This window comes from Pseudomonas sp. LBUM1653, from assembly GCF_059716115.1.
Map to the genome: position 1 here is coordinate 2,746,115 of NZ_CP166803.1, position 14,175 is coordinate 2,760,289.

Consider the following 14,175-nt stretch of genomic DNA (forward strand, 5'->3'; position numbering starts at 1 on the left):
GCCGCCACAGATCCCCTTGTGGGAGCGAGCTTGCTCGCGATGAGGCCGGCACATTCAGCACGGATGTTGACTGACCCACCGCCATCGCGAGCAAGCTCGCTCCCACAGTTTTATCTTCAAGTGAGCACGAAATAGGTGGCCGCCATAGATCCCCTTGTGGGAGCGAGCTTGCTCGCGAAGAGGCCGGCACATTCAGCAAGGATGTTGACTGACCCACCGCCATCGCGAGCAAGCTCGCTCCCACAGTTTGATCTTCAGTGAACACGAAATAGGTGGCCGCCACAGATCCACTGTGGGAGCGAGCTTGCTCGCGAAGAGGCCGGCACATTCAGCACGGATGTTGACTGACCCACCGTCATCGCGAGCAAGCTCGCTCCCACAGTTTGATCTTCAGTGAACACGAAATAGGTGGCCGCCACAGATCCACTGTGGGGCGAGCTTGCTCGCGAAGAGGCCGGCACATTCAGCACGGATGTTGACTGACCCACCGCCATCGCGAGCAAGCTCGCTCCCACAGTTTTATCTTCAAGTGAGCACGAAATAGGTGGCCGCCACAGATCCCCTTGTGGGAGCGAGCTTGCTCGCGAAGAGGCCGGCACATTCAGCACGGATGTTGACTGACCCACCGCCATCGCGAGCAAGCTCGCTCCCACAGTTTGATCTTCAATGAGCACGAAATAGATGGCCGCCACAGATCCACTGTGGGAGCGAGCCTGCTCGCGAAGAGGGCGGCACATTCAGCATGGATGTTGACTGACCCACCGCCATCGCGAGCAAGCTCGCTCCCACAGTTTGATCTTCAGTGAACACGAAATAGGTGGCCGCCACAGATCCCCTTGTGGGAGCGAGCTTGCTCGCGAAGAGGCCGGCACATTCAGCACGGATGTTGACTGACCCACCGCCATCGCGAGCAAGCTCGCTCCCACAGTTTTATCTTCAAGTGAACACGAAATAGGTGGCCGCCACAGATCCCCTTGTGGGAGCGAGCTTGCTCGCGAAGAGGCCGGCACATTCAGCATGGATGTCGACTGACCCACCGCCATCGCGAGCAAGCTCGCTCCCACAGTTTTATCTTCAAGTGAGCACGAAATAGGTGGCCGCCACAGATCCCCTTGTGGGAGCGAGCTTGCTCGCGATGAGGCCGGCACATTCAGCACGGATGTTGACTGACCCACCGCCATCGCGAGCAAGCTCGCTCCCACAGTTTGATCTTCAGTGAACACGAAATAAGTGGCCGCCACAGATCCCCTTGTGGGAGCGAGCTTGCTCGCGATGAGGCCGGCACATTCAGCACGGATGTTGACTGACCCACCGCCATCGCGAGCAAGCTCGCTCCCACAGTTTGATCTTCAGTGAACACGAAATAGGTGGCCGCCACAGATCCCCTTGTGGGAGCGAGCTTGCTCGCGAAGAGGCCGGCACATTCAGCATGGATGTCGACTGACCCACCGCCATCGCGAGCAAGCTCGCTCCCACAGTTTGATCTTCAGTGAACACGAAATAAGTGGCCGCCACAGATCCCCTTGTGGGAGCGAGCTTGCTCGCGATGAGGCCGGCACATTCAGCACGGATGTTGACTGACCCACCGCCATCGCGAGCAAGCTCGCTCCCACAGTTTGATCTTCAGTGAACACGAAATAGGTGGCCGCCACAGATCCCCTTGTGGGAGCGAGCTTGCTCGCGAAGAGGCCGGCACATTCAGCATGGATGTCGACTGACCCACCGCCATCGCGAGAAAGCTCGCTCCCACAGTTTTATCTTCAAGTGAGCACGAAATAGGTGGCCGCCACAGATCCCCTTGTGGGAGCGAGCTTGCTCGCGAAGAGGCCGGCACATTCAGCAAGGATGTTGACTGACCCACCGCCATCGCGAGCAAGCTCGCTCCCACAGTTTGATCTTCAGTGAACACGAAATAGGTGGCCGCCACAGATCCACTGTGGGAGCGAGCTTGCTCGCGAAGAGGCCGGCACATTCAGCAAGGATGTTGACTGACCCACCGCCATCGCGAGCAAGCTCGCTCCCACAGTTTGATCTTCAGTGAACACGAAATAGGTGGCCGCCACAGATCCACTGTGGGAGCGAGCTTGCTCGCGAAGAGGCCGGCACATTCAGCACGGATGTTGACTGACCCACCGTCATCGCGAGCAAGCTCGCTCCCACAGTTTGATCTTCAGTGAACACGAAATAAGTGGCCGCCACAGATCCCCTTGTGGGAGCGAGCTTGCTCGCGATGAGGCCGGCACATTCAGCACGGATGTTGACTGACCCACAGCCATCGCGAGCAAGCTCGCTCCCACAGTTTGATCTTCAGTGAACACGAAATAGGTGGCCGCCACAGATCCCCTTGTGGGAGCGAGCTTGCTCGCGAAGAGGCCGGCACATTCAGCATGGATGTCGACTGACCCACCGCCATCGCGAGCAAGCTCGCTCCCACAGTTTGATCTTCAATGAGCACGAAATAGATGGCCGCCACAGATCCACTGTGGGAGCGAGCCTGCTCGCGAAGAGGGCGGCACATTCAGCATGGATGTTGACTGACCCACCGCCATCGCGAGCAAGCTCGCTCCCACAGTTTTATCTTCAAGTGAGCACGAAATAGGTGGCCGCCACAGATCCCCTTGTGGGAGCGAGCTTGCTCGCGAAGAGGCCGGCACATTCAGCATGGATGTCGACTGACCCACCGCCATCGCGAGCAAGCTCGCTCCCACAGTTTGATCTTCAATGAGCACGAAATAGATGGCCGCCACAGATCCACTGTGGGAGCGAGCCTGCTCGCGAAGAGGGCGGCACATTCAGCACGGATGTTGACTGACCCACCGCCATCGCGAGCAAGCTCGCTCCCACAGTTTGATCTTCAGTGAACACGAAATAGGTGGCCGCCACAGATCCACTGTTGAAGCGGGCATGCTCGCGAAGAGGGCGGCACATTCGGCATTACTGTCGGACTGCCGTGCTGCTGCGCAGCGTCAGCTCGAATGGCAACACCACATGCCGCTGAGGCAGCGGTTTCTTTTCGATCAGCGCAATCAGCATCTCGACGGCTTTCTGGCCGAAGACTTCGGCGGGTTGCGCGATGGTCGTCAGCGGTGGGTCGCAGTATTTTGCAAAGGGAATGTCGTCAAAACCTACCAGCGAAATGTCCTCGGGCACCCGTAAACCTTGCTGCTTGATGCGTTTCAACGCGCCGATGGCCATTTCATCGTTTTCACAAAACAGTGCAGTGGGCCGCTCGGGAAGTTGCAGCATCGCGGCTGCGCCGTCATCACCGGCCTTCAGACTGAAATCACCGTGACAGATCAGCGCCGGGTCGCTATCGATCCCTGCCTCAAGCAAGGCATCCTGGTAACCGGCCACGCGATCGCGGGTCAGCGGGCTGCTTTTCGGGCCCTTGATCAGGCCGATCCGGCGGTGGCCCAGTTCGATCAAGTGTTCGGTCATGGCCTTGGCGGCCGCGCGATTGTCCAGGCTGATCGTCGGATGACGGCCGCCTTGAATCACCTCGCACGCGTTGACGATGGGCGGCAACTCGGCGTTGGGGAAGGGTGCCTCGAACGGGTCGTAGGCGCGCAATTGAATCACGCCGTCGGCCTGATGGTTGTACACCAGCTCGGCGAACTCCCGTTCGATCTCCTCGCGGCCCTGGGTGTCGCACAGCAGCAGCCGATAGTTGGCCGCCTGGGCTGCCTGTTGCGCGCCACTGATGACCCGGGCGAAAAAAGTGTTGGCGATGGCCGGCACCAGAATCACCAGGTTGCCGGTACGGCGCGAGCGAAACTGCACCGCCATCAGGTTCGGCCTGTAGCCGGCCTGTTCCACGGCCGCATTGACCTTGTCCCGCGTCTCGGGCAGCACACGCTCAGGCGATTTCAGGGTTCTGGACACCGTGGCCACCGAGACGCCGGCCAGCCTGGCTACTTCACGGATATTGGACAAAATCACCTCGTTATCGAACCGCGCGGCCGGCGAGCTTAACGCAGTTAGCCATGAGCTGAAATGTTCATGGATTCTAATTCCTGGTTTGACAGGCGCCAAAACTGAGCCTAAATTTCTGCAGCGATGTAACCGGTTACATCATAGCCGGGATTTAAGTCAGAAAAGCCCGCTTCAAGCAGAGAAAATTACGATGAACGCTGCAGTGCCAAAAATAAGAATGGGATTTGTCGGGGGCGGCGAGGGCGCATTCATCGCTCAAGCCCACCGTCAGGCCGCCGGGCTCGATGGCCGTTTTGAGCTGGTGTGCGGCGCTTTCAGCCGCGACCCGCAGAACAACCGGAACACCGGCGTGGCACTGGGCTTGCCGGTCTCGCGCTGCTACAGCGACTGGCAGCAGATGATCAAGGCCGAGCGTGCGTTGCCCGCCGAGCAGCGCATGGAGCTGTTGGTGATCGTCACTCCCAACCACTTGCACGCTCCGGTTGCCAGCCAGGCGCTGAGCGCGGGCTTTCACGTGTTCAGCGAAAAACCCGCAGCGCTGAACCTGGCCGAATTGCTCGCACTCAAGGACGTGGTCGAGCGCAGCGGGTGCCTCTACGGCCTGGCCCATACGTACCTGGGTTACCCCATGGTCTGGCAAGCACGGGAAATGGTGCGCAGCGGCGTGATCGGTGCAGTGCGCAAGGTCATTGTCGAGTACCCCCAAGGCTGGCTCAGCCAGGATGTGGCCGGGCAGGGCAACAAGCAGGCGCAATGGCGTGACCGACCTGAGCAGTCCGGCTTGGGCGGCTGCATCGGTGACATCGGCACCCATGCCTTTTCCCTGGCCGAGTTTGTCGCGGATCAACCGATCCAGCACCTGTGCGCGATGTTGGGCGTGCACATCGCGGACCGTCAGCTGGACGATGACGCCTCGATGCTGTTCAAGATGGCAGACGGCGCCAGCGGCGTGTTGATCGCCAGCCAGGTCTGCGCTGGCGAGGAAAACCCGCTGAAAATCCGCGTCTATGGCGACAAGGGCGCACTGGAATGGCGTCAGGAGGAACCCGCGAGTCTGATCCACCGTGCCCTCGATCAACCCATGCGCATCTTGCGCTCCGGTGTCGGCCAGTCATGGCTGTGCGCAGCCGCCACCCAGCGCATGCGGTTGCCGGCCGGGCATCCCGAAGGCTATCTCGAAGCCATGGCCAATCTCTACGGCGATTTTGCCTACGCCATCCGTGGCGAGATCGCGGGCCCCAATGCTCCTGGCGTACCCGGGATCGACATCGGCCTGCGCGGCATGGCGTTCATCGAAACCGTGATCGCCAACCATCGTGGCGACGCCAAGTGGACCGAACTGGTCTGCACCCCATGACTCTGGAGACTTCCGTGACTGACACTACCCCAACCGGCATGCGTGGCCCGGGGATTTTCCTCGCGCAGTTCATGTCCGCCGAAGCGCCCTTCGATACTCTGGCGAACATCGCCCGGTGGGCGGCATCCCAAGGTTACAAAGCCATTCAATTGCCGACGCTGGGCACACAGTTCATCGACCTTGCGCGCGCCGCCGAAGACCAGGACTACTGCGACGAATTGACAGCGGTCTGCGCCCAGGCAGGGGTCGAAATCAGTGAACTCTCGACGCATCTGCAAGGCCAACTGGTGGCGGTGCATCCGGCGTTCGACACGCTGTTCGATGACTTCGCGCCGGTACATTTGCGCGGCCAACCCCTGGCACGCACCGACTGGGCCATCGAGCAATTGAAGCTGGCGGCACGCGCCAGTCAGCGTCTGGGCCTGAAAGCCCACGCGACCTTTTCCGGCGCGCTGCTCTGGCCCTACATCTACCCTTGGCCGCAGCGACCGAGTGGTCTGGTCGAGCAAGGTTTTGCCGAACTGGCCAAGCGCTGGTTGCCGATTCTCGATTGTTTCGAAGAGGCCGGCGTCGACCTTTGCTATGAGATTCACCCCGGCGAAGACCTGCACGACGGTGCCTCGTTCGAACGCTTCCTGGAGGCAGTCGATCACCATCCCCGTGCGGCGATTCTGTATGACCCGAGCCATCTGCTGCTGCAGCAAATTGATTACCTGGGCTTCATCGATCGCTACCACGAGCGCATCCGCATGTTCCACGTCAAGGACGCCGAGTTCCGACCCGACGCCCGTTCCGGTGTCTACGGCGGTTATCAGGGTTGGGTCGAGCGGCCGGGGCGTTTCCGCTCATTGGGTGATGGCCAGATCGACTTCAAATCGATCTTCAGCAAACTGACCCAATACGACTACGCCGGGTGGGCAATTCTGGAGTGGGAATGCTGCCTGAAGGATTCCGCGCAGGGCGCCGCAGAAGGGGCGGCGTTCATCGAACGACACATGATCAGCAAGACCCGAAAGGCCTTCGATGATTTCGCCAGCGTGTCCTCCGACGAGGCTTTCAATCGACGACTGTTGGGGCTGCCTGACGCCTGAACCCATTTCTCTCGCACAAAAACAACAATAAGACGGTGACTGTCATGACCACGATGACCGCGCGGCTAAGCGCAATGATGTTCCTGCAGTTCTTTATCTGGGGTGGCTGGTTCGTCACCCTCGGTACCTTTCTCGCCAGCAATCTGGGCGCCACTGGCGGGCAGATCGGCATGGCGTTTTCGACCCAGTCATGGGGTGCGATCATCGCGCCGTTCGTGATCGGTTTGATCGCCGACCGCTTCTTCAATGCCGAACGCATTCTGGCAGTGTTGCACCTGGTGGGCGCGGTGTTGCTGTATCAACTGTATCGAGCGCCGGACTTCAGCACGTTCTATCCGTTCGTGCTGGCCTACATGATGATCTACATGCCGACCCTGGCCCTGGTCAATTCCGTCGCGTTCCGCCAGATGAGCGACCCGGCGCTGGAGTTTTCGCGCATACGCGTGTGGGGCACCATCGGCTGGATCGTGGCCGGCGTGGTGATCAGTTTTGTGTTTGCCTGGGACTCGCAAGCGGCGATTTCGTCAGGCGGGTTGCGCAACACCTTCCTGATGTCGGCGATTGCGTCACTGTTGCTGGGGCTCTACAGCTTCACCTTGCCGCGCACCGCACCGGTCAAAGACGAATCCACCGGCGGCCTCAAGCAGATGCTCGGGCTGGATGCCTTGGGTTTGCTCAAGGATCGCAGCTACCTGGTGTTCTTCATCGCCTCCATCCTGATCTGCATTCCGCTGGCGTTTTACTACCAGAATGCCAACCCGTTCCTGGCGGAGATCGGCGTGACCAACCCCACGGCGAAAATGGCCATCGGTCAGGTCTCCGAAGTCCTGTTCATGCTGCTTCTGCCGCTGTTCATCCATCGTTTCGGAATCAAGATTGCGCTGTTGGTGGGGATGCTGGCGTGGGCCTTGCGCTACCTGTTGTTCGCCTATGGCAACAACGGCGACCTGGCTTTCATGCTGTTCACCGGCATCGCCTTGCACGGCATCTGCTATGACTTCTTCTTCGTTTCCGGACAGATCTACACCGACGCCAAGGCTTCGGAACGCTTCAGGAGTTCCGCCCAGGGTTTGATTACCCTGGCGACCTACGGCCTGGGCATGCTGATCGGTTTCTGGGTAGCGGGGCAGGTAACCGACCACTACGCCGCGACGGCGGGTGGCCATGACTGGAAAAACATCTGGCTGTTCCCGGCCGGTTTTGCCCTGGCGATCTTTTTCTGTTTTGCCCTGGCGTTCAAGGGACGACAGGCGGGGGCGGTGCAAACCACGGTCTGACCCTTGTAGGAGCGAGCTTGCTCCTACGACAAACAAACGCCGAGCCGTCTTTAGCGGTTACTCCGGCAACCCGGCCAGCCGCAGGCCATCGGCGAACCGGGCGAAATCCTCGGGCCGCTGGATCGGCAGCCAGTCCTTGAGGTTGGAGACGCGCAAAGAGGGGTCCAGTTCGTGCAGGCGTTGCATCGCCAGTTTCGCCTTGTCCATGCGTCCGCTCAGTGCATGACTGGCCGCCACCAGGGCTGCCGGGGGTAGCAGGCTGGGCAGGTTGCCCAAGGCTTTTTCCGCCCATTCCGCTGCGGCATCGAAGTGCCCGGCAAAGAAGTGCGCCAGGGACATTCCGATCTGCATCCGGAACATTTCCGGGTCCAGCGGACTCAAGCGAACGGCATGGGTCAGGTCCTTGATGGCGGCGTCCGTTTCACCGTGCAGCGCGCGCAGGATGCCGCCCAGGTACCAGGCGGGGGCGAGGTTGGGATTGAGCAGGCGTGCCCTGTCGAGCAGCGCAATGCCGTTGTCGACTTCGCCCGCCAGGTGGCTCAGTGCATGTCCGCCCCGAGTCAACGCGACCGCATCATCGCGCCCGAGCGATATCGCCAGACGCGCCAGCCGTATGCCCTCGGCGATCTCGGCAGGGCGATCGCCCATCCAGCCGTTGAGCTTGCGCCAGAAGTGGCACCAGGCAGCCATGCCGTAGGCCGAGGCAAATTCCGGATCGAGTTCGATGGCCGTGTAGAACATCGGTAGCGCCTCCTCGATGGCTTCCCGGCTGCCACTGTGCAGCTTTGCCATGGCGCGCAGATAGTAGTCGTAGGCGTCCAGGCTTTCCGTCGGCTTGCGTTTGGCGCGTTCGATTTCTGCCCGTTCCAGTTGCGGAGCGATGGCACCGACGACGCTTTCGGCGATCTGGTCCTGCAGCTCGAAGATATCGTCGAGCAGGCCTTCGAAACGCTCCGCCCAGATATGCGTGCCGCTCGTGGCATCGATGAGCTGCCCGGTGATGCGCACCTTGTTCGCGGATTTGCGCACGCTGCCTTCGAGCACGTAGCGCACGCCTAGTGCCTGGCCGACGCCCTGGGCATCCACATCCCGGCCCTTGTAGGTGAAGCTCGAATTGCGCGCGATGACGAATAACCAGCGGATGCGCGACAGTGCGGCGATGATGTCCTCCACCACGCCATCGGCGAAGTATTCCTGCTCGGGATCGCCACTCAGATTCTGGAAGGGCAGGACAGTGATCGAGGGTTTGTCCGGGAGCACAAGGGCGGGTGCTGACTTCAGGGCGGCGGGCGAGGGTAGGTCAATGTCAGGCGTTCGCGCTTGTTCGCCATTGTCGACCCTGACCTGCCCGACGAAACGGTAACCCTTGCGGGCGACGGTGCGCACCAGGCGCTGTTCCTCGCCGCTATCACCGATGGCCTTGCGCACCGCATTGATGTGGCTGGTAATCGTCGATTCCGAGACGATCCGGCCGCTCCACACCGCCTCGAGCAAGTCATCCTTGCTGACCACGTGCTCGGGATTGCTGACGAACAGCAGCAATAGATCGAAGACCTGCGGCCCGACGGCCACGACCTGCCCGCGCCTGGTCAGCTCCCGGCGCTCCTGATCGAGCACGTAGTCTTCAAACGCGAATGGCAAGATGAAATCCCCTGGCGAAGCGCCCCCGACTCCGTGTCCCAGGCGACTGGCGATGAGTACGTGATGCCGATCATACGGCAGCTCGAAACCCTCTGCACCGTGTACGACAAGTGAGGCTGGACGAACGACGGCAGCTTTGGACGTAAATTCAGGCTTGCGCCAAGCCAAACCCAAGCCCGGCGCAAGGACTTGCCTCACGCGGGCAGGCAATCTCCCTCTACACCGACGCAATGGTTGCAGTCGACAAGTGGAGAAAGCCCATGAAGATCGTCGTCATCGGAGGCTCCGGCCTCATCGGATCGAAACTTGTAAATACCCTTGGCGAGCGCGGTCATGAGGTGCTCGCCGCCAGCCCGAGCACCGGGGTGAACAGCATCACCCGCGAAGGCCTGGCCGCAGCGATGGATGGCGCCGATGTGGTGGTCGACGTGGCGAACGCGCCGTCGTGGAAGGACCAGGCCGTGCTCGAATTCTTCGAAACCTCGAGCCGCAACCTGCTGGCCGCCGAAGCCGCAGCCGGGGTTCGCCATCACGTGGCCCTGTCGATCGTGGGCAGTGAACGCCTGCCGGAGAACGGCTACTTCCACGCCAAGGTCGCCCAGGAAAACCTCATCAAGGCCTCCGGCATTCCCTACACCCTGTTGCGTGCCACGCAGTTCTTCGAATTTGTCGGCGGCATCGTCCAGTCGTTCGCCGTCGGCGAGGAGGTCCGCGTTTCGCCGGCGCTGATTCAACCGCTCGCGTCCGCCGACGTGGTGGCGGCCCTGGCCGATGTCGTGCTGGCAGCGCCTGTGAATGGAACGGTCGAAGTCGCAGGGCCCGAAGCCATGCCGATCGATGACCTGGCCAGGCGCTTCATGCAGGCAACCCAGGACAACCGAAAGGTCGTGCCGGACGTCAACGCGCGCTATTTCGGTTCGGTGCTTGACGATCGATCGCTGACCGCTGGCAAGGACGCGCGCCTGGGCACGATCCGCTTCGACGACTGGCTCGCTCAGTCGACGACCCGGTAACGGCTCGCGCCACCCCATCCCCAATCACGAAGGAGCATTGCCATGGTTACCCGATTAGTATTGGCCGCGGTTTTCGCGGCGCTGACGGTCAGCGCCGTGTCGGCCGCCGAGCCGCTCGCCGGCAAGGTGACAGTGGTGTTCGACCGGCCTATCCCCAACATACCTGGCAAGAGCATGAAGGGCGTGGTCGTCGAGTATGGGCCGGGCGCCGCCTCACCGGCCCACACCCATCCGCAAACGGCCTTCATCTATGCAACGGTGCTGGAGGGTTCGTTCCGCATCAAAATCAAAGGCGAGCCGGAAAAGGTCTACAAGGTCGGCGAAAACTTCGTAGAGGAGCCTGGCTCCGTGCACGAAGTCAGCGCCAACGCCAGTGACACCGAACCTGCACGCCTGTTGGCCGTGTTCGTCCTCGATACCGATAAAACGCCCCTGGTTACACCCATCAAGCATTGAGCCGCTCACGCGTTCACGTACGCTCGAGAGCAGGGCGGCAGGCCACTGCCGCCCCGTGGCTGCTGCAGTTCCAGGCATTGCACAGGAAATGAATAAATGAACTCGCTCCAGGACAAGTCCGCCATTGCCGCCGGCGCAAGTACCGGGGCCCCAGTCGTCGTGGTGTGGCACAGCAAGCGCAAGACCCTCGGTGTTTTGCTGTGTGTGGGGGCCGTGGTGGTCGTGGCGGCCTGGGGCGCCATGGCATTTTCCAGCGGCGTGACCTCGACCGACAACGCCTATGTCCGCGGTGACGTCACCTCGCTCGCCGCCAAGGTCGCCGGCTATGTCACGGCGTTGGAGGTCGGGGACAACCAGACCGTGCGCGCCGGTGATGTGCTGTTCCGCATCGATGACCGCGACTATCGCGCCAGGCTAGCGCAAGCGGTGGCCAATGTCAGTGCCGCCCAGGCGCGTCTGAGCCATGTCGATGCGCAGATCCAGCTGCAACGGGCGTTGATCCGCCAGGCCGAAGCCCAGCGACGCTCGGCCAGCGCCGACATGAACCTGGCAACCAAGACCCACGAGCGCAGTCGCAAGCTGATCGTCAGCAACGCGGTCAGCCAGGCCCTGGTGGATGAAACCGGTACCGCGCAATCCAGGGCCGCGGCATCGGTATCGGCCGCTGCGGCAACGGTCGAGGCGCAACAGCAACACATCGCCGTGTTCGTGGCGCAAAGAGAGGCGGCCGTGGCCGCCGTGACCCAGGCGGAGGCGGCACGCGAGCTCGCCCGGATCGATCTCAACCACACCGTGGTGCGCGCGCCTGTGGATGGCGTGGTCGGTAACCGGCAGATTCGTCTCGGCCGCTTCGTGACGCCGGGGGTCGCCCTGCTCGATATCGTGCCGGTCAACGATGTGTGGGTCGTGGCCAACTTTAAGGAAACCCAGCTCGAACATATCCGCCCCGGCCAGCACGTGCGCATCACGGTCGATGGCTACCCCAACGCGGCATTGGACGGTGTGGTCGACAGCTTTGCACCGGGCAGTGGCGCGGCGTTCAGCCTGCTGCCGCCGGACAACGCCACCGGCAACTTTGTGCGCGTCGTGCAACGGGTTCCAGTGAAGATCCGCCTGGCCGATAATCCACTGCCGGGGCGCATCGTGCCGGGCCTGTCGGCGCGGGTGGAGGTGACGCAAGGGGAAGGCTCGTGAACAAACCTGCCGGCGCCAGGGCCACCACCGGTGTCCTCCTCATGCTGGGCATCGTGCTGGCCACGCTGACGGAGGCGATCGCCAGCACGGTGCTGGCGCTCGGGCGCAGCGACATTATTGGCGACACCTATGCCACGCCTGACGAGTTCGCCTGGCTGGATGTCGGCTACATTGCGCTCAAGCTGATCGGGTTCATGACCGCTCCCTGGCTGATGCAGCGTTTTTCTGCGCGACATGTGCTCATCGGTGCAACCCTGGTCATGGGCCTGGCATGCTGCATTGCCGCGGTCACCGCTCGGCTGGAGCTGCTGATCGCGCTGCGCCTCATTCAAGGCTTCGCCGGTGGCGCCCTGTTGGTGGCGGGGCAGGCAATCATTTTCCGCGCTTATCCGCGTTCGCTGCAGCCGATCCTGCAAGCGCTGTTTGCCATGGGCTCGGTGGTCGCGCCCGGAACCCTCGCACCCGCCCTGCAAGGGTGGTTGATCGACAGCCAGTCCTGGACCTGGATTTTCTTCAGCGTGGTGCCGCTGGCCCTGGCGGCGAGCGGTCTTTTGCTCATCGCCGACCACCCCGCGCCTGCCAGGGTGCGGCAACGTACCTTCGACTGGCTCGGCTTCTCCCTGATCTGTGCGACCCTGTTCTGTTTCACCTACGTGCTCAGCCAGGGCAGCCGCTGGGACTGGTTCGAGGAACCGCGCATCCAGTGGCTGACGGTAATCGGCAGCGCCGGGCTGCTGGCCTTTCTCGGCCAGCAAGTGTTGGCCAAAAAAGGCGACGGTCTGTTCGATTTCACGGTGTTCAAATCAAGCGATTTCACCTTTGCCTTTATCGTCAGTTTCGTCGCCGGTGCCGCGTTGTTCGGCAGCGCATACCTGATTCCGGCGTTCGCCCTTTCGGTGCTCGCGTTCACACCGACCGATGCCGGCCTGCTCCTGTTGCCCAGTGGCGGTTTGTTTGTCGGCTCGCTGCTGATCACGGCCATGCTCATCAAAGTCGGTCGCGTTCCACCGGTCGCGACCGTGCCTTTTGGCATCCTGCTGATCATGGCGGCGATGTGGATGCTGTCCGGTTCCACCAGCGAAAGCGGCAGCGACGACATGATGGCGGCCATCCTGCTGCGCGGCCTGGGCCTGGGCTTGCTGTTCCTGTCGATCACCCTGATCGCGTTCAGCGACCTCAACAGCCGCAACCTGGCCGCTGGCATCGGCCTGTTCAATACGGGACGGCAATTGGGTGGCTTGATGGGCGTCGCCGGGCTGCAGACCCTGATCGAGCACCACGTCGTCAGCAATGCCGCGGTACTCGGCGCCAACGTCACCCCCGGGGGAAGCGCGCTCATCGAACGGCTGATCTCCAGTACGGCAATGCTGGCGGCCAAGGGCATGGATCAGCTGGCCGCTGCCCGGGCGGCGACCAGCCTGCTGGGCAAGGCGGTGACGGGTCAGGCCACGGTGATTGCCTTCGATACGGCGTTTTTCAGCGTGGCCCTGCTGTTTGTCGTGGCCGCGCCCATGCTGGTCGCTATCAAGATTGGTCTGGGTCGCTACGCGAAAGCACACGGCCATTGAAAGTTCATGTCCACGGGGAAATGCCGGATTGAGAAGGGATTGTTGAATTCGAATCGGCGTCAGCTCAGGAGAAAGGTATGCGGGTTTTCAGTGCAGCAGGTACACCGCGGCGTCTGGTTCGCCTGTAGGAGCGAGCGGGCGGCGATCCGACTTGCCCGCGAAGAACGATAACGCGGTGCAGCAGATACACCGCTGCGTCCGGTTCGCTTGTAGGAGCGAGGCTTGCCCGCGAAGAACGATAACGCGGTGTAACAGATACACCGCAGCGCCTGGTTCGCCGGCAAGCCTGGCTCCTACAAAGCGAAGAACGATAACGCGGTGCAGCAGATACACCGCAGCGTCCGGTTCGCTTGTAGGAGCGAGGCTTGCCCGCGAAGAACGATAACGCGGTGTAACAGATACACCGCAGCGCCTGGTTCGCCGGCAAGCCTGGCTCCTACAAAGCGAAGAACGATAACGCGGTGCAGCAGATACACCGCAGCGTCCGGTTCGCTTGTAGGAGCGAGGCTTGCCCGCGAAGAACGATAACGCGGTGTAACAGATACACCGCAGCGCCTGGTTCGCCGGCAAGCCTGGCTCCTACAAAGCGAAGAACGATAACGCGGTGTAACAGATACACCGCTGCGTCCGGTTCGCTTGTAGGAG

The 14,175-nt window shown here is 61.7% G+C and carries 9 protein-coding genes; 7 read left to right on the forward strand and 2 right to left on the reverse strand.

The features are described 5' to 3' along the window. Positions 1–2,934: 2,934 nt before the first annotated feature. A complete protein-coding gene (locus tag ACA054_RS12545; protein WP_497689657.1) occupies positions 2,935–3,933 on the reverse strand; it encodes a LacI family DNA-binding transcriptional regulator in 999 nt (332 codons plus the stop codon). Between the two features lie 190 nt (positions 3,934–4,123). Here ACA054_RS12545 and ACA054_RS12550 point away from each other — a divergent pair, with 190 nt between their 5' ends. Genes ACA054_RS12550 through ACA054_RS12560 form a run of 3 tightly spaced genes read left to right on the forward strand, consistent with a single transcriptional unit; the run spans position 4,124 to position 7,658 of the window. Beyond that, on the forward strand, positions 4,124–5,290 hold the full coding sequence (locus tag ACA054_RS12550) for a Gfo/Idh/MocA family protein (RefSeq protein ID WP_497689658.1): 1,167 nt from the start codon (positions 4,124–4,126) through the stop codon (positions 5,288–5,290). Positions 5,291–5,328: 38 nt separating this feature from the next. Then, positions 5,329–6,381: a sugar phosphate isomerase/epimerase family protein gene (locus tag ACA054_RS12555; protein ID WP_497690288.1), complete on the forward strand. Its 1,053-nt coding sequence runs from the start codon at positions 5,329–5,331 to the stop codon at positions 6,379–6,381. Positions 6,382–6,425: 44 nt separating this feature from the next. Continuing rightward, complete coding sequence (locus ACA054_RS12560) at positions 6,426–7,658, forward strand: nucleoside permease (RefSeq protein WP_497689659.1); 1,233 nt, start codon at positions 6,426–6,428, stop codon at positions 7,656–7,658. A 57-nt stretch (positions 7,659–7,715) separates the two neighbouring features. Here ACA054_RS12560 and ACA054_RS12565 read toward each other — a convergent pair whose 3' ends face one another. Next, positions 7,716–9,299, reverse strand: a complete 1,584-nt coding sequence (locus tag ACA054_RS12565) for a winged helix-turn-helix domain-containing tetratricopeptide repeat protein (RefSeq protein WP_497689660.1) — start codon at positions 9,297–9,299, stop codon at positions 7,716–7,718. A gap of 260 nt (positions 9,300–9,559) precedes the next feature. On the opposite strand from ACA054_RS12565, the gene ACA054_RS12570 reads away from it, so the two are divergent. The 4 genes from ACA054_RS12570 to ACA054_RS12585 all read left to right on the forward strand — a co-directional run bounded on the left by ACA054_RS12570 (position 9,560) and on the right by ACA054_RS12585 (position 13,530). Further along, positions 9,560–10,312 (forward strand): SDR family oxidoreductase, encoded by a 753-nt coding sequence (locus tag ACA054_RS12570; RefSeq protein WP_497689661.1) that lies wholly within the window; start codon positions 9,560–9,562, stop codon positions 10,310–10,312. 42 nt (positions 10,313–10,354) lie between these two features. Beyond that, the gene (locus ACA054_RS12575; protein ID WP_497689662.1) at positions 10,355–10,768 is read left to right on the forward strand and encodes a cupin domain-containing protein; all 414 of its coding nucleotides are present in this window, start codon (positions 10,355–10,357) and stop codon (positions 10,766–10,768) included. 96 nt (positions 10,769–10,864) lie between these two features. Continuing rightward, entirely contained in the window at positions 10,865–11,962 is a 1,098-nt protein-coding gene (locus ACA054_RS12580) for an HlyD family secretion protein (protein ID WP_497689663.1), read from the forward strand. A gap of 41 nt (positions 11,963–12,003) precedes the next feature. After that, positions 12,004–13,530, forward strand: coding sequence for a DHA2 family efflux MFS transporter permease subunit (locus ACA054_RS12585; protein ID WP_497690289.1), 1,527 nt, complete (start codon positions 12,004–12,006; stop codon positions 13,528–13,530). Positions 13,531–14,175 lie beyond the last annotated feature (645 nt).